The 16,246-nt window shown below is 73.8% G+C and carries 14 protein-coding genes; 4 read left to right on the forward strand and 10 right to left on the reverse strand.

The features are described 5' to 3' along the window. Window positions 1-20: 20 nt before the first annotated feature. Complete coding sequence (locus tag VK501_RS06255; RefSeq protein ID WP_324335737.1) at window positions 21-611, reverse strand: GDSL-type esterase/lipase family protein; 591 nt, start codon at window positions 609-611, stop codon at window positions 21-23. A 55-nt stretch (window positions 612-666) separates the two neighbouring features. On the opposite strand from VK501_RS06255, the gene VK501_RS06260 reads away from it, so the two are divergent. Next, entirely contained in the window at window positions 667-2,814 is a 2,148-nt protein-coding gene (locus VK501_RS06260) for an acyltransferase family protein (protein ID WP_324335739.1), read from the forward strand. A 21-nt stretch (window positions 2,815-2,835) separates the two neighbouring features. Here VK501_RS06260 and VK501_RS06265 read toward each other — a convergent pair whose 3' ends face one another. Then, the gene (locus VK501_RS06265; protein WP_324335741.1) at window positions 2,836-3,639 is read right to left on the reverse strand and encodes a class I SAM-dependent methyltransferase; all 804 of its coding nucleotides are present in this window, start codon (window positions 3,637-3,639) and stop codon (window positions 2,836-2,838) included. A 101-nt stretch (window positions 3,640-3,740) separates the two neighbouring features. Here VK501_RS06265 and VK501_RS06270 point away from each other — a divergent pair, with 101 nt between their 5' ends. Further along, entirely contained in the window at window positions 3,741-4,856 is a 1,116-nt protein-coding gene (locus VK501_RS06270) for an XdhC family protein (protein ID WP_324335743.1), read from the forward strand. Next, entirely contained in the window at window positions 4,853-5,395 is a 543-nt protein-coding gene (locus VK501_RS06275; RefSeq protein ID WP_324335745.1) for a PadR family transcriptional regulator, read from the forward strand. The genes VK501_RS06270 and VK501_RS06275 overlap by 4 nt, the downstream gene beginning before the upstream one ends. Window positions 5,396-5,489: 94 nt before the next feature. Here VK501_RS06275 and VK501_RS06280 read toward each other — a convergent pair whose 3' ends face one another. Beyond that, window positions 5,490-6,113 carry a hypothetical protein gene (locus VK501_RS06280; protein WP_324335747.1) on the reverse strand — a complete coding sequence of 208 codons (624 nt, stop codon included), beginning with the start codon at window positions 6,111-6,113 and terminating at the stop codon, window positions 5,490-5,492. Between the two features lie 248 nt (window positions 6,114-6,361). Here VK501_RS06280 and VK501_RS06285 point away from each other — a divergent pair, with 248 nt between their 5' ends. Next, complete coding sequence (locus tag VK501_RS06285) at window positions 6,362-7,798, forward strand: hypothetical protein (protein WP_324335750.1); 1,437 nt, start codon at window positions 6,362-6,364, stop codon at window positions 7,796-7,798. Window positions 7,799-8,043: 245 nt separating this feature from the next. Here the strand turns inward: VK501_RS06285 and VK501_RS06290 are convergent, their stop codons facing one another. The 7 genes from VK501_RS06290 to VK501_RS06320 all read right to left on the reverse strand — a co-directional run bounded on the left by VK501_RS06290 (window position 8,044) and on the right by VK501_RS06320 (window position 16,244). Further along, window positions 8,044-8,817: a hypothetical protein gene (locus tag VK501_RS06290; RefSeq protein WP_324335752.1), complete on the reverse strand. Its 774-nt coding sequence runs from the start codon at window positions 8,815-8,817 to the stop codon at window positions 8,044-8,046. A gap of 71 nt (window positions 8,818-8,888) precedes the next feature. Further along, window positions 8,889-9,572, reverse strand: coding sequence for a CoxG family protein (locus tag VK501_RS06295; protein WP_324335754.1), 684 nt, complete (start codon window positions 9,570-9,572; stop codon window positions 8,889-8,891). Beyond that, window positions 9,569-11,971: a xanthine dehydrogenase family protein molybdopterin-binding subunit gene (locus VK501_RS06300; protein ID WP_324335756.1), complete on the reverse strand. Its 2,403-nt coding sequence runs from the start codon at window positions 11,969-11,971 to the stop codon at window positions 9,569-9,571. Before VK501_RS06300 ends, VK501_RS06295 begins: the two co-directional genes overlap by 4 nt. Next, window positions 11,964-12,455 carry a (2Fe-2S)-binding protein gene (locus VK501_RS06305; RefSeq protein WP_324335758.1) on the reverse strand — a complete coding sequence of 164 codons (492 nt, stop codon included), beginning with the start codon at window positions 12,453-12,455 and terminating at the stop codon, window positions 11,964-11,966. The genes VK501_RS06300 and VK501_RS06305 overlap by 8 nt, the downstream gene beginning before the upstream one ends. Then, a complete protein-coding gene (locus VK501_RS06310; protein WP_324335760.1) occupies window positions 12,452-13,318 on the reverse strand; it encodes a xanthine dehydrogenase family protein subunit M in 867 nt (288 codons plus the stop codon). Before VK501_RS06310 ends, VK501_RS06305 begins: the two co-directional genes overlap by 4 nt. Then, window positions 13,315-14,406, reverse strand: coding sequence for a PEP/pyruvate-binding domain-containing protein (locus VK501_RS06315; protein WP_324335762.1), 1,092 nt, complete (start codon window positions 14,404-14,406; stop codon window positions 13,315-13,317). Before VK501_RS06315 ends, VK501_RS06310 begins: the two co-directional genes overlap by 4 nt. Next, window positions 14,403-16,244, reverse strand: a complete 1,842-nt coding sequence (locus VK501_RS06320) for a PEP-utilizing enzyme (RefSeq protein ID WP_324335763.1) — start codon at window positions 16,242-16,244, stop codon at window positions 14,403-14,405. The genes VK501_RS06315 and VK501_RS06320 overlap by 4 nt, the downstream gene beginning before the upstream one ends. Window positions 16,245-16,246: the final 2 nt, after the last annotated feature.

The following is a 16,246-nucleotide window of genomic DNA, read 5'->3' on the forward strand; positions in this document are numbered from 1 at the left end:
CGCCCGGGTTCGGGCCTGATCTAAGACGGCCGGGCGCGGCAGCCGTGGGCGACCGCGTTGGCGACGAGCCGGCTGCGGAGGCGGAAGCCCGCGGGATCTGGATGCAGCCCGTCGGGCAGCGTGACGCGTCCGGTGAGCACGGCGCGGTCCCAGTCGACCACGACCATCCGCGGGTCCTTGCGCGCGGCGTCGCGCAGCACCTGGTTCAGCGCGACGTAGCTTCCCTTGCGCGGCGGGCGGTTGACGTCGACCCACACGACGCAGACGCCGGCCGGGATCGCCGCCAGCGCGCGGCGGATGCGGTCGGCGAAGCGCCGCGGGTCCGAGCCGTCGTTGGTGCCGAGGCTGAGGACGACCGTCCGCGGCGTCTCCTCGCGCAGGCGCGCGCGCAGGAGCGGGAGCGCCTGCGGCGTGGTCCGGCCCGAACGCGCGTCCCACAGGACCTCGCTGGGTTGCAGCATGGTCCCGAGATAGGGCTCGAGGCCCACGGCGAGCGAGTCGCCGAGTACCAGGACGCGCGACGGCGCGGCCGCGGAGGCGCCGGCCGCCGTCGCGAGGACGACGAGCGCTGCGAGCAGCGACGAGACGGACGTACGAACGGCAGGACACATACGAACGTCCTTCGGCAGCAGCGGCCTCGGGCTCAAGCACCGTGCGGTAGGGCGTATGCACGGGTACGCCGGTGGCGTGACCACGCTCGCCGTGCCACGGTCGGTCGCACCTGAGCCCGCGCAGACGCGGGCGACGCCGCGCCACCGCCGCCGCGAGGAGATCCAGGCGCTGCGAGCCCTGGCGGTGATGCTCGTCGTCCTCTTCCACCTGTGGCCCGGGGCGGTCCCGGGCGGGTTCGTCGGCGTGGACGTGTTCTTCGTGATCTCGGGCTACCTGATCACCGGACTGCTGCTGCGCGAGGCCGAGCGCTCGGGGTCGGTGTCGCTGCCGGCGTTCTGGGCACGGCGCGCACGGCGCCTGCTGCCGGCCGCACTGGTCGTCGTGCTCGCCTGCGCGGCGGCGACCGTCGCGTTCGTCCCGGTGACGGCGTGGGCGCAGTTTTTCGCCGAGCTGCGGGCCGGCACGGTCTACGTGCAGAACTGGCATCTGGCCTCGACGGCGGTGGACTACTTCGCCGCCGGCGACGGGCCGTCCCCGGTCCGGCACTTCTGGTCGCTGTCGGCCGAGGAGCAGTTCTACGTCGTGTGGCCGCTGCTGGTGCTGCTGGGCGTGGTGGCGGCGCGCCGCGGGGTGCGCGTGCGGCCGGCGCGGCGAACGGTCGGGATCGTGCTGGGTGCCGTCACGCTGCTGAGCCTCGGCTGCGGCATCGTGCTCACCGCCACCGACCCGGCCGTCGCCTACTTCGCCACGCCGACGCGGGCCTGGGAGTTCGGCGCCGGCGGCCTGCTCGCCCTGGTGCCCGGCCGCCGCGGCGGCGCGCGACCCGCCCTCCGGGCGCTGCTGTCGTGGGCCGGGATCGGCGCCGTCGTGCTGGCGGCGCTTGCCTTCACGGAGCGGACACCGTTTCCCGGCTCGGCGGCGCTGCTGCCGGTCGGCGGCGCGCTGGCCGTGCTGGCCGCGGGCCTGCCGGCCACGCGGTGGGCGCCGACGCCGCTCCTGCGCCTCAGGCCGCTGCAGGTGCTCGGCGACCTCTCGTACTCGATCTACCTGTGGCACTGGCCGCTGCTGGTGCTCGCGCCGTTCGCCCTCGGGCACGCGGTCGGCGACGCGACCGCGGTGGCGATCCTGGCCCTGACCCTCGGCGCCGCGTGGCTGACCAAGGTGCTCGTCGAGGATCCGGTGCGCAGGACGCCGGTGCTGGTGGGGCGCGCGCCGCGCCGGACGCTCGCGCTCGCGGGAGTCGCCACCGCCGCGGTGGTCGGGGTCACGCTGGCCGGCTCGGCGTACGTGGACGTGCGCGTCGCCCGCGACGCCCAGACGACCCGCGCCGTGCTGCAGCAGCACCCGCGCTGCTTCGGCGCCGCGGCGCGCGATCCGCGGCGCCCGTGCGACAACCCGGCGCTGCGCACGCGCGTCGTCCCCACCCCGATCCAGGCGCGCGGCCTGCCCAACGCGCCCTGCCGGGTCATCGAGCGCGACCAGCGCCTGCGGGTCTGCGCGTTCGGGACGCCGCCCTCGCGCGCGGCCGCGTCCGTGGCGGTGCTCGGCGACAGCCACGCGTCGCACTGGCGCCCGGCGCTGGACGTCGTGGCGCAGGCGCGTCGCTGGCAAGGCCTCTCGATCACGCGCACCGGCTGCCCGTTCTCGACGGTCGCGCCCGACGCCGTCGCGCCGGTGCGCTCGCACTGCGCCCAGTGGAACCGCCAGGTGGTCGACTGGTTCGGCCGCCATCCCGAGGTGCACACGGTGCTGGTGGCCGCCCACGCCGGCGGACGCGTCGCGGGCGCCCGCGGCGACAAGGCCTTCGCGCTCAAGCAGCAGGGCTACCTCGCCGCATGGCGCGCGCTGCCTCCCACGGTCATGCGGATCCTGGTGATCCGCGACACGCCGATGATGGGCCGCGCCACGCAGGCGTGCGTGCAGGAGGCGATGGACGCCGGCCGGCCGGCCGGGCCCGCGTGCGCCGTGCCCCGCCGGTACGGCCTGCAGCGCGACGCGCAGGCCGCCGCCGCACTCGGGCTGCGGTCGCCGCGCGTGCGGCTGCTGGACTTCTCGCCGCTGTTCTGCGACGCGCGCGCCTGCCTTCCCGTCGTCGGCGGCGCGCTGGTGTTCAAGGACGCCGACCACTTCACGCCGGTGTTCGCGACGACGCTGGCGCCGTTCCTGCGGCGTGCGGTCGACGGGGCGCTGCGCCGGAGGTAGGCCGGCCGGGGTCAGCCGGGGTCAGCCGCCGCCGGCGCCGGCTGCGGCGTGGTGGACGACCACGCGCATCCCCGCGTCGTAGGCGTCCAGGGCGCGCAGGTGCCCGTGGCGCTCGTCCCACGCGCCGCTGCGCAGGTCGCGGCGCACGGCCTCGACGGCGCGGTCGCGCGCCTGCGGCGGCAGCCGGGCGAAGCCGGAGGTCCCGGCGATGACCTGCTCGTCGAGCACGCGCTCGGGATGGGCCCACAGCGAGCCGAACGTCCAGTCGGGCGTCGCGCGCGGGATCGGGAACGGCTCGACGCGCGTCCCCGGCCCGAGCCACGCGGCGAGCTGCTCCATGGAGGGGAAGTCGCGCAGATCCTGCTCGGCGACCTCCGGCAGGTAGTCGGCCGGCAGCCACATGCGCGCGCTCACCGCCGGGTCGAACGTCACGATGACCACCGGCCCGCGGGCCACCCGCCGCAGCTCGCGCACGCCGCGCTCGCGCTCGCGGTCCCAGTGGTGGACGGTCAGCACCGCGAGCGCCGCGTCGACGCTGCCGTCGCGGAGCGGCAGGTCGCCCGCGGTGGCCCGGATCGCCGGCGCGAGCTCCCGCGGCCGCTGGGCGGCCATCACGTCGCTGGGCTCGATCGCGACGACGTGGCGGTCCCGGGGCTCGTAGGAGCCGGTCCCTGCCCCGACGTCGACGACCGTGCGCGCGTCGCCCAGCTCGCGCTCGATCAGCGCCCGCAGCGCCGGGTCAGGGTGGCGCGTGCGCGCGTACGACGCGCCGATGCGGTCGTAGCGCGCCGCCGTGCGGTGGGAGCGGACGTCGTCACGCGCCATCTGCCTGGGACCCTACGCGACCGGTCGTCGGACCCGCTCAGCCGCTCTTGAACGTCCTGGCGCGGCTTGCGCGGTAGTCACACTGTGACTACCATCCGCGTATGAAGGACGTCCTCGCCCAGCTCGACGCATGGTCGCTGCAAGCACGCCCGGCCGCGGTCGCGACCGTCATCGCCACGCACGGCTCCGCGCCCCGCCCCATCGGCGCCAAGATGGCGGTCGACGCGCGGGGCCAGATCGCCGGCGCGGTCTCCGGCGGGTGCGTCGAGGGCTCGGTCGTCGAGCTCGCCACGCAGGTGCTCGCCGGCGCCGGCGCCCAGGTCGCGCGCTTCGGCATCGCCGACGACGAGGCGTGGGCCGTGGGCCTGCCCTGCGGCGGGCTGATCGACGTGCACGTCGCCCCCTGGGACGCCGACCCGGCCGGTCTCCCCGCGCGCTTCGCGCAGCTCGCCCGCGCCGACGCGCGCGCCGCGCTCGTGACCGTCGTCAGCGACGAGGACCGCTCCCGCGCCGCGGAGGGCCGACGGCTGCTCGTCCTCCCCGACGGCGCCGTGGAGGGCAACCTCGAAGACGAGCCGGCGCTCGCCGCCGCCGCCCGCGCCGCCGCGCTGGACCTGGTGTGGGACGAGCGCTCCGAGCTGCGCAGCCACGACGGGGCCGGGCTGTTCGTCGATGTCGTCGCCCCCGCGCCGCGCCTCATCCTGTTCGGCGCCGTCCCGGTCGCCCAGGCGCTCTGCGCGCTGGCGCGCGTCGCGGGCTGGCGGCCGTTCGTCGTCGATCCCCGCGCGCGCTTCGCGACGCCCGAGCGGATCCCCGACGCCGAGCGGATCGTCGTCGCCTGGCCGAAGGAGGCGGTCGTCGAGCTCGGGGGCCTGGACCGCGCCACCGCCGTCGCGGCGCTCACCCACGACCCCAAGATCGACGACGTCGCGCTCGAGCTCGCGCTGCGCTCCGGCGCCGGCGTCGTCGGCGCGATGGGCAGCCGCGGCGCGACCGCCGAGCGCCGCGAGCGCCTCCGCCATCGCGGGCTCAGCGAGGCGCAGATCGACCGCATCGCCGCGCCGGTGGGCCTCGACCTGGGCGGCACCACCGACGCCGAGACGGCGATCTCGATCATGGGCGAGCTCGTCGCCCTGCGCAACGGCCGCGCCGGCGGGCGGCTCTCCGCGGCGACCGGGACGATCCACGCCCGCCCGCTGGCCGCCGCCCCGGCATGAGCCGGGCGACCGGCGACCTGAGCCCCGGTGAGTGGGCGGTCCTCGCCCTCTGCGACGAGGAGCCCGCGCACGGCTTCGGGCTCGCCCAGGCGCTGGGGCCCGACGGCCCGGTCGGCCGGGTCTGGTCGGTCCCGCGCCCGCTGGTCTACCGCGCGCTGGGACGCCTGACGGAGCTCGGGCTCGTCGAGGACCTCGGCACGCGCCGAAGCTCGACCGGGCCGCCGAAGACCGTCTTCGGCGCCACGGGCGCGGCGCGCGCCCGCGTCGATGCGTGGCTCGACGAGCCGGTCGAGCACGTGCGCGACGCGCGCTACCTCCTGCTGCTCAAGCTGCTGTTCCTCGACCGCCGCGGGCGCGACGCGACGCCGCTGGCCGCGGCGCAGGCCGAGGCCTACGGCGCGATCGAGCGACGCGTCGAGGAGCGCATGGACGCGGCCGAGGGCTTCGACCGCATCCTGCTGTCCTGGCGGCTGGAGAGCGCCCGCGCCGCCCTGCGCTTCCTCGACGGTCTGGCCGCGGTCAGTCCTCGCGGATCGTGACCGTGCCCTGGTTGCCGTCGACCCGCACCAGCTGACCCGTCTTGATGGTCTTGGTCCCGAAGCCGGTGCCGAACCTTCGGCTCGTCGATCTGGGTCATCGCTGCTGCTCCCCTGCCGCGGCGCGGCGCAGTTGGTCGATCGAGCGCTCCATGTACGGCAGCGCCCACCGGCGGGCGCGCTCCAGGCGGATGCGCTCGTACATCCAGCGGAGCTTCTCCTCGGACTTCTGGACCGTGCACTCGCCCCGCAGCGCCCAGCCGGTGACGAGGTCGCCGTTGGCCTCCAGGAAGGAGATCGAGTCGGCCGCCTGCATGAGGTCGCCCTCGGGCGAGCCGCCGAACTCGTGCTCGCGGATCGGCTGCTGCACGCCGTCCACGAAGGACGGCGGCGCACCGTGGTCGCGCAGCCAGCCGGAGACGACCTCGGCCGACCGGTGCGTGTGGGCCGTGTTGTAGGCGAGGTCGTCCCAGGACGTGTTGGCCTTGTCGAGGCTCGGCCCGCCGGGCACCGAGCGCTCGAGGTCGTGCATCAGCGCGGCGAGCACGAGGTGCTCGGGCGCGTCGGGCGCGAGGACGAGCATCCAGTCGGCCGCGCGCGTGAGGTGCACGCGATCGTAATAGGGCTCCAGCCACGCGAACGCCTCCTCGCGCAGCCGCAGGAGCTCGGGGCTGAGCTCGCGGCCCGCGGGCAGCGCGCGCCACCCGGGTTCGACGTCCACCAGCCCGCTCAACGGCGGTGCCCCTCGATTACGCAGAGCTCGACGAGGTTCGCTGAAACGTTCACCGCGGTTCTCTCCTCTCCCCCAAGAGCACCGGCGCGCGAGGCGCCACGGTTGACGGACTCCTGCATCCAAGTATACAGTATGCGGGTGTGCGGGAGACCTCACGGCACAGGGTCGGCCGAGGGGGAGAAGCAGTTTCACCGTCGCCCTCCGGCGACGGGATCGTCCGTTCCTGAGGAGGATTCATGCCGTTCATCAAAGAGCAGCTGACCACCAACAACCTGTTGTTGTCGTTGCTCTACTCGGTCGGCGCGGTCAGCGTCGTCCTGGTCATCCTGGCCCTCGGCTTCATCGACGTCGGGCTGGTACGTCGCAAGAACACGCTGGACACGTGGGTGCAGAAGCTGGTCTCGTCCCTGGTCGCCGGCGGTGGAACGCTCGTCGTCGGATACGGGATCTGGAATTGGCAGTTCAACCAGGCCTTCGGCATCCCACACCCGCTCGGGCAGGCGCTGAAGGACTGGTGGATCGGCGGCCAGTTCCAGACGCACTTCGCCGGTCAGATCGACCCGAAGATCCTGCCGGAGGCCGACGTCCTGCAGATCTTCCTGGTGTTCTTCGTCGCGTTCTCCATGGGCACCCTGGCGCTGATCCACACCGGCGCCATGGAGCGCATGAAGCCCGCGCCGCTCTACACGATGGCCGCGATCATCGGGCTCGTGCTGTCGCCGCTGGTGGCGTACTTCTGCTGGGGCCCCGTCGGGCCGCTGACCAACCACGGCACCCACGACTTCGACGGGATCTTCCCGCTGTACATCTTCGCCGGGACGTGGGTCGCGGTCCTGAGCTGGCGGCTCAAGCCCCGGCTCGGCGCCTTCGATCCGCACCCCAGCGGCACGGCGCCCGCCGCCCAGAACGTCGGGCTCGTGGCCGCCGGCGTCCTGATCATCATGTTCGCGCTGCCGTTCATCGCGCTGTCGTCGGGCTTCATCATCCCCGAGCAGGGCTTCTACGGCATCTCGTTCACCGAGTCGGGCTTTGGCATCGTGCTGACGAACATCTTCGCCGCCTTCATCGGCGGCGGCATCGGCGGCGCGATCATCGCCTACCGCCGGCGTGAGCCGCTCTGGGCGCTGCTCGGGCCGCTGTCGGGCGCCGTCATCTGCGGCACGCTGTTCGACGTCGGCAAGCCCTGGCAGGTCCTCCTGCTGTCGCTCTTCGGCCCGGTCGTCGCGCTGGCCACCGCCGCGCTGCTGCGCCGGATGCGCATCGACGAGCCGAAGGTCGTGCCGCTGGCCCTCGGGCCGGGAGTGGTCGGCGCGATCGCGACGGGCTTCATCGCCTGGGGGACGAAGACCGGCGGCTACCCCGGGCTGGAGGGCAACTACGCCCTCGGGCACGCGGAGATCACGCCGTGGATGCAGCTGGCCGGCGTCGCCGTCGACATGGCCATCGCCGGCATCCCGTGCCTCCTGATCTGCCTGTTCTTCGAGAAGACGACCGGGCTGCGGGTCACCGAGGAGGAGGAGCTCGTCGGGTTGGACGCCACCTTCTGGGACGTCGACAACTACGGCAGCGACGGCTACGACGACGCCATCGCCCGCCAGGCCGACGAGGCCGAGGCCCTGGGGCGGGTCCCCGTGACCCCGGGGGCGACGACCACCCTGCCACCGACCTACTGAGGCCGGCTCGGGGCGGCGGCGGCACCACCCGCCGCCGCTCCGACGTCCGGTCGCGGAAAGCGAGAAGGGCCCCTGGCCGCGAGGCCGGGGGCTTTTCTGCGTTGGGGGCGGCGAGGCGTGGTGGCGCAGGCGCCCGTGGCGTCCGGCGCGGACGGCCTTGGCGCTGCGCCCGATCCACGCACGCCCACCCGGCCACGTCCGAGCTGAGCGCCACCGACGCCCGCGCCGGCCGCGCGGACGCCCGCTCAGGCCGCGTTGGCCGTGCCGGACTCGCCGGTCATGAGCAGGCCGCCGGCGCCCGGGATGGCGCGGGGAAGGTGGAGCACGTCGAGCAGCTCGGCGGTCGTGGCGGTCGCGGCGGAGATCACCGGCAGGTCGAGCTCGCCCTCGAGGTCGTCGAGGACCGCCAGCGACGGCATCTGCACGCAGGCCGAGGCGACGAGGACGTCGACGCCGTCGAGGTCGAGCGTGCGGGCGTGGCCGAGCAGGCCGTGCGGGTCGAGCGCCGCCACGTCGCGGTTGTTGGGCACCGAGAGGCTCACGGCGCCGGCGATCTCGAAGCCGTAGTCGGCCAGGTACGCGCCGACGAGATCGGTCAGCGCGGGCATGTACGGCGTCATGATCGCGATGCGCTCGGCGCCGAGGCCCTGCAGCGTGCGCACCAGGGCGCCGGCGCTGCTCAGCACCGGCGCGGGCGAGCCGTTCTCGGCCGCCACCCGGGCCAGGTGCTCCTCGACGCGCTCGTGCGCGCGCTTCCCGCTGGCCATGAGCGCGACCAGGCACGCGTAGACCAGCACGTCGACGTGCGCGTCCGACAGCTCGCGCGCGCAGCGGTCGCTGTCGGCGACCATGCGCTCCAGCGACTCGGCGTCGACGTTGTGCAGCACGGCGCGACTCGAGTGGAACGTCGGAGGGCGCTCCAGGCCCGCCCGCGAGAGCATGGCGGGGATCTCGGTCTCGATCGTCGTGTTGGAGGAGGGCACGATCAGGCCCACGCGCTGAGGGGTGCTCACGCTCATGTTGGGGTCCTTCGTCGGGGAGTGGCGGCGCGATCGGCGCGCCGCGAGAGGTCAGTGGTCGTGGCCCGGCCTCAGCGTCGGGTGGAGCGGCCGGCCGCGAAGCCCAGGACGGCCGCCAGGAGGGTGATCAGCGCCGTGAGGATCTCCGGGCGCTGCCAGGCCGAGACGGGGGCTCCGTCGAGCGGTGCGGGCGCCGCGGCGGCGGCACGCGCAGCGGCGGCGCCGACCTCCGGCGCCGGCGCGGTGCCGTTGCGCGCGCGGCGGCTCGCCCGGGCCGGCGCCACCGCGGCGGTGGCCGCCAGGGGCGCCTCGCCCTTGATCGACCGCTCCAGCGCCGCCGCGAAGGCCCTGGTGACCTGGCCGACCTGCTTGGTCACGACCTTCTGGCCGACCGAGCCCAGCACGCCGCCCATCGCGAGGTCCGCCTCGACGTCGACGCGCGTGCCCTCCGCGACGTCGCTCAGCCGCACCGTGTTGGTGGCGCGGACGTTGCCGACGGCGCCCTTGACCGCCCGGCCCACCGTCGTGAACCGCATCAGCTCCAGTGGCTCGCGCTCGGTGACGCGCATCTTGATGTCGAACGTCGCGGTCATCGGTCCGACGGCCTGCGTCACCCGCACCTTGGAGTTGTCGGCGTCGATCTGCTCGACCGTGTCGACGCCCGGCACGCACTGGGCGACCTGGTCGACCTGCTCGAGGAACGCCCAGAGCCGCTCGCGCGACGCGGTGATGACGAAGGACTCCTGGACCTTCATGCGGTCTCCCTTGGGTTGCGTGCCTCATGGACGGCGCGCCAGACGCGCTCCGGGGTGAGCGGCAGGCTCGTGAGGTCCACGCCGAGGTCGGCGAGGGCGTCGCAGATCGCGTTGGCGACGGTCGCGCCGGGCGGGATCGTGCCGCTCTCGCCCACGCCGCGGACGCCGAACGGGGTGACCGGCGAAAGCACCTCCGTGTGCAGCAGCTCGACCTCGGGGAGATCGGCGGCGGTGGGGACGAAGTAGTCCATCATCGTCCCGTTGACGAGCTGGCCGGTCTCGGGGTCGTAGCGCAGCTCCTCGGTGAGCGCGGCGCCGAACCCCTGGGCCAGCGCGCCCTGCACCTGGCCCTCGACGACCTTCGGGTTCACGATGCGGCCGGAGTCGTGGACCATGACGAAGCGCTCGATGTCGAAGTCGCCGGTCTCCGGATCGACGGACACCACGGCCGCCGCGCTGCCGTAGGCGTAGGCGGCGGCGTCGGGCTCGAAGTGCGCCGTGACCTCCAGCCCCGGCTCCTCGCCGGGCGGCAGGCCCTGCCCCGTGATCGCGACCAGGTGGACCCGCGCGAGCGGGACCTCCCTGGCCGGGTCGCGGCGGTGGCGCGCCGTGTGGCCGGCGATCTCGAGCTCCTCGGGGTCGGCCACCTCGAGCAGGTGGGCCGCGATCCGCAGGACCTTGCCGCGGAGCTCGCGCGACGCCTTCTCCAGCGCCCCGGCCGCGGCGATCATCGTCCGCGAGGCGAACGCGCCGGTGTTCAGCGGCGAGGAGCTCGTGTCGCCCGCGTGGACCTTGATGGCGTCGAAGGCGATGCCCAGCACTTCGCAGCAGACCTGCGCGAACGCCGTCTCGTTGCTCTGGCCGAAGGTCGACACGCCCGTGTAGAGGTCGATGCCGCCCGACCGGTTGGCCCGCAGGGTGACGCTCTCGTGCGCGCCGTACTGCGAGCCGCGGCCGGCCAGGAACTTGGAGCTGGCGTAGCCGGTGCGCTCGACGAACGACGAGAGCCCGACGCCGACGAGGCGCCCGTCCTCACGCGGTCCGGAGCCGCGTGCGCGCAACTCCTCGTAGCCGATCGCGTCGGCCGCCATCTGCAGCGCCTGGCGGTAGTCGCCGCTGTCGTAGATCGCGCCGCCCGCGTTGGCGTAGGGCAGGTCCTCGGGCGCGATCATGTTCTGCAGGCGCAGCGCAAGCGGGTCGATGCCCAGCCGGCGGGCCAGGCGATCCATCAGCCGCTCGCGGGCGAAGTTGACCTCCGGCTGGCCGTAGCCGCGGTAGGCGCCGATCGGCGTCTTGTTGGTGAGCACGACGCGCCGCTCGACGAACCCGTCGGGCACGTCGTAGGGGCCGGTGAAGACCACGCTGGACAGCTGCGCGGAGCCGAAGGGCGAGTTGTAGGCCCCGAGGTCGGTCGTGTAGATGTCGCGCATCGCGGTGATCGTGCCGTCGGCCATCGCGCCGATGGTGAAGTCGTGCACGGCCTCGCGGCCGTGCGTCGTGGCGCGGAAGTGCTCCAGGCGGTCCTCGACCCACTTGACCGGTCGGCGCAGGGCCATCGCGTGCAGGCAGGCGAGCACGTCCTCGGGGTAGACGCCGAGCTTGAGGCCGAACGCCCCGCCGACGTCTGCGGCGATGACGCGGATCTCGCCCTCGTCGAGGCGCAGCGACTCGGCGAGCTGCTTGCGCACGAGGTGCGGCACCTGGGTCGAGGCGTGGACGGTCAGCTCGCGCGCGCCCGGGCGCCACTGCGCCAGGATCGCCCGGCCCTCCATCGGCAGGCCGGTGACGCGGTTGATGCGGAAACGGTCGCTCACGACGACGTCGGCCTCGGCCAGCTTCGCGTCGGGGTCGCCCTTGCCCTGCGGGTTGACCGCGACGAGGTTGGACGGCAGGACGTCGGGGTGCAGCACGATCGCGTCCGGCTCGACGGCGTCGACGACGTCGCTGACGTGGGGGAGCGGGTCGAAGTCCACGTCGATGAGGTCCAGCGCGTCCTCGGCCACGGCGCGGCTGCTCGCCACGACGCTGACGACCGGCTGGCCCTCGAAGGCCGCGACGTCCTGGGCCAGCGCGAAGAAGCGCAGGTCCGGCACGCCGGGCACGGGGCGCAGCACGGTGATCGGCTGGGTGAGCCGCGCGATGTCGCCGCCCACGAGGATCTGGCGGACGCCCGGAAGCCGCTCGGCGTCGGAGACGTCCACGGCGCCGATGCGGGCATGCGGGAACGGGCAGCGCAGCACCGCCATGTGCAGCGTGTGCGGCAGGTCGACGTCGTCGGTGAACCGGCCGTCGCCGCGCAGCAGGCGGTCGTCCTCCTTGCGGGGGACCCACGCGCCGATGCCGCCGTCCCTGACGGCGGGCTCGGCGGCCTCGCGCTCCTTCGGGCTGGCCTCAGCCATCGACGTGCGCCTCCGCGTTCTCGGCGAGGTGGCGCTCGACGGCGTCCACGATGTGGTCGTAGCCGGTGCAGCGGCACAGCACGCCGGCGAGCTCCTCGCGGATCTCCTCGCGGCTGAGCCGGCGGTTCTGGCGGGCCAGCGCGGTGGCGGTCATCAGGAAGCCCGGCGTGCAGAAGCCGCATTGCAGCGCGTGGTCGTCCTTGAGCGCCTGCTGCAGCGGCGACAGCCGGTCGTCGACGGCCAGCGACTCGACGGTCCGCACGTCGCAGCCGTGCAGCTGCGGCGCGAGCATCAGGCAGCCCTTGACCGCCTGCCCGTCGACCAAGATGGTGCACATGCCGCACACGCCCTGCTCGCAGCCGACGTGCGTGCCGGTGAGGCCGAGCGTCTGGCGCAGGAAGTCGGCCGCGTGCATGCGCGCCTCGACGCGCTGCTCGACGGCCTCGCCGTTGACCGTGACGGTGATGTCGAGGTGCTCGCTCATCGCCGCTCCCGGTGGGCGAGCTCGCGCAGGACCCGCCGGACGTGGATCGGCACGAGGTGCTCTCGGTAGGCGGCGCCGGCGCGCACGTCGTCGGGCGCGTCGACGACCTCCATGGCCAGCGCGGCCGCGTGGTCGATGACGTCGTCGTCCCAGCGGCGGCCTTCGAGCGCCGCCGCGGCGGCCGCGGCCAGCATCGGGCGGTCGTTGACGCCGCCGAGCGCGAGCCGCACGCCGGTCCACGCGCCGTCCTCGCCGACGCTGCCGGCGGCCGCGACGCTGAGGACGGCGAAGTCGTTGTGCTTGCGGCCGCGCTCGAAGAAGCGGCAGTGGTCGGGCGCCGGCGGGAAGCGGACGGCGACCAGCAGCTCCTCGGCCTCCAGCACGCTCGCGTAGGACCCGGCGAAGAACTCGGCCGCCGGGATGTCGCGCTCGCCCTCCAGCGTGCAGGCGACGATCGTCGCGTCGAGCACCAGGCAGGCGAGGGCCATCTCGCCGGTGGGGTCGGCCTGCGCCAGCGCCCCGCCGATCGTGCCGCGGTTGCGCACCTGGCGGTCGCCGATGAACCGCACGACGTGGCGCAGCAGGGGCAGGCGCTCGGAGACGACCGGCGAGGTCTCGATGTCGGCGTAGCGCACGAGCGCGCCGATGACCGTCTCGGCGCCGCGCGCCTCGATCTGCCCGAGCTCCTCGCCCAGGCCGTTGATGTCCACCAGCGCCGACGGCCGCATCAGCCGCATGCCGAGCATCGGCACGAGGCTCTGCCCGCCGGCCAGCACCCGCGCCATGCCCAGGTGCTCGTCGAGCGCCAGCAGCGCCTCGTCGACGGTGGCCGGCTTGACGTACTCGAACGGCGCGGCCTTCACTGGCCCGTCCCGCCTCCGAAGCTCAGGAACTTCGCCACGACGCGGTCGACGGCTCCGCCGCCGGCCTCACCGGTGACCGAGCGGACCGGCTTGCCCGCCCAGACGGTCTCGGGGCGCGCCTGCAGCAGGTGCAGCCGGCCGTCCTGGTCGACGGCCCACTCCATGTCCATCGGCACGCCGCGGTGGCGCTCGATGCGCTTGCCGAGCTCGGCGATCGCGACGACCTCCTCGTCGCTCAGGCACGGGCGCTCGCCCCGCTGTGGCTCGACCGGCAGCAGGGCGACCTCGCGGGTCGCCTCGTCGAAGCCGTACTCCTGCGCCTGGACGCCGATCTCGCTGGCCAGCAGCTCGAGCGTGACCTTGTCGACGCGGAAGCGATCGGGCGTGACGTCGCCCTTGACGACGCCCTCCCCGAGCCCCCAGCAGCCCTCGAGCACGATCTTCGAGCGGTCGCCGTTCAGCGGATCCAGCGTGAACATGACGCCGGCCGCGCGGGCCTGGACCATCTGCTGCACGCCGACGCACATGCCCGGCAGCGTCTCGCCGTCGACCACCGGCACGCCGTCCTGCGGGCGGTAGGTCAGCACCTGCGGGCCGAACACGCCCGACCAGCACCGCCGCACGTTGGCCAGCACGTCGTCGATGCCGCAGACCCAGAGGTAGGTGTCGTACTGCCCGGCGAAGCTCGCGCCCTCGAGGTCCTCGCTGACCCCGCTGGAGCGGACGGCGACCGGGAGGCCGGGCGTGCCGGTCTTCTGCTCGAGCTGCTCGTAGGCCGCGGTGATGTCGGCCACCAGCCGGCGCGGCAGCTCCGCCTCCTCGATGACCTTCGCCAGCTCGGCGCTGACGCGCTCGACGGCCTGGAGGTCGTCGAGGTCGAGGCCGGCGCAGCGCTCCTTGACGATCCGCTGCAGGTCGATGCTCTCGGCGAACACGGTGAACGCGTCGGTGGTGATGCCGAACGCCGGCGGCACGTCGAAACCGGCCTCCGTCATCTCCACGAGGCTGCCCAGCTTGCCGCCCAGCAGCTCGGCACCGGCACCCTCGGGCCGGTCGATCCAGACGACCGTGCGCAGCGCCGTGGTCATACCGCTCCCTCCTCCAGGATGCGGACGATGCCGGTGTCGCCGTCGACCTCGATCATCTGCCCGGTCTTGATGGTCTGCGTCCCGTAGCCGGTGCCGACGACCGCCGGCAGGCCGTACTCGCGCGAGACGATCGCGGTGTGGGCCATGATGCCGCCCACGTCGGAGACCGCGGCGCCCAGCCGCGAGAACACCGGCGCCCAGCTGGGCGCCGTGACCCGGCAGACGAGGATGTCGCCGCGCTGCACGTCGTGCAGCTGCTCGGGATCGGTCACGACCCGGGCGGGCCCGCGGGCCTTGCCCGGCGACGCGGCGACGCCGCGCAGCTCCAGCGCGTCGGGGTCCGACGCGCCCAGCCACTCCTGCACGCTCTCGGTCGTGATGCCCCAGAGCATGATCGTCAGCGGCTCGGTGATCGCCTCCGGCGGCGTGCCGAGCGCGGGCGGCGGGGTCCAGCCGCGCAACGCCTCCAACTTGGCCCTGCGGCCCTCGACGATCGGCGGCCAGTAGTGCGGCCCGCGCCCGCCGGTGCCGGCGGCCCAGCCCACGATCAGGTCGTACAGCGCCGAGTGGATCTCGTTGCGATGCAGCAGGAAGATGTCCTCGCGGTCGGCGAGGAAGCCGTGCGCGACGAACACGTCGCCGAGCTCGCGCACCTTCGACCAGAAGATCGAGTGGTGCCAGTGCTCCACGTAGAAGTTGTGGTTCTCGACGTAGGGGTAGACGGTCCGGGCGAGCTGCACCAGGTCGTCGAACGCCTCGCGGTCGCCGTCGGTGGCCAGCAGGTCGCGGTACTCGGCCGTGATGCGCGTGCGCTCCTCGAGCACGCGCTCCAGCGGGCGGGCGATGTCCTCGCCGGCCTCGAGCTTGTCGATGTAGCCGCGCATGGCCGTGAACGGCAGGCGCAGGTCGTCGATCCAGGCGCGGTCGGTGTGCGTGTAGCCGGCGCCGGTCGAGTACCAGAACCACGGGTCCTTGGCCTCCTCGAGGGCCTTCAGCCACTCGTCGCCACGCGGGGCCGCGCCGATGGCGGCCAGCAGCGCGTCGGCGTCGGCGGTGTCGCGCACGAGGTCGGCGAGCCCGAGCTCGACGGCCAGGCGCGCGAGCTTGCGGACCTCGTCGTCGGGCCGGAACAGCAGGATGTCGATGCCCGCGACCATGCGCGCGACCGTCTGGTCGGTGATGCCCGGGAACGCCTGCTGGCAGAACTCCTTGAACGTCAGATAGGCGCCGTAGCCGAGGTTGAGCATCTCGAAGTGGTAGGCGCCCATCTCGAAGAGGTTCTCGATCAGGCGGTCGTACGACGTGAGGAGGTCGTAGGAGCTGTACAGGCCGCGGTGGCTCGTGACGTGCTCCTCCTTCTCGCGGTCGGGCAGCGGCGTGAACTCGATCGCCTTGAGGCGGCCGATGCAGTCCTCGGCCTTCGCGATCCAGTTGTCGTAGATCTCGTCCCAGTTGGTGTAGTAGTGGCCGGCGCGGCGCGCGAAGTGCTCGGCGCGCTCGGCGATCTGCTGGGGGTCCGAGACGCCACGGGGGCTGATGTACAGGTACCCGTTGATGATGCGGTGGTCGATGCCCCACGAGGGCGGGATCTGCCAGACGCGGGTGGTGAGCTGGTTGCACGCAACCCACCAGTTCTCGGTCATGATGGTGTCGAACGGGTAGATCGCCGACGGGTTGTGCATGCCGTCGAAGAACCAGAGCTCGCGCTCCTCCTCGTCCTTGGTGGCGTCGCTGAGCAGCGTGTAGTACGGGTACAGCTCCTGCCAGCCCTCGGCGCCCGGCGGCGTCTCGACGGAGTGGGGGCTCGGGAACGTCCGTGCCGCGTCGGTCGGGCTCATGG

Source organism: Baekduia sp., assembly GCF_035318805.1.
Taxonomy (GTDB): Bacteria; Actinomycetota; Thermoleophilia; order Solirubrobacterales; family Solirubrobacteraceae; genus Baekduia.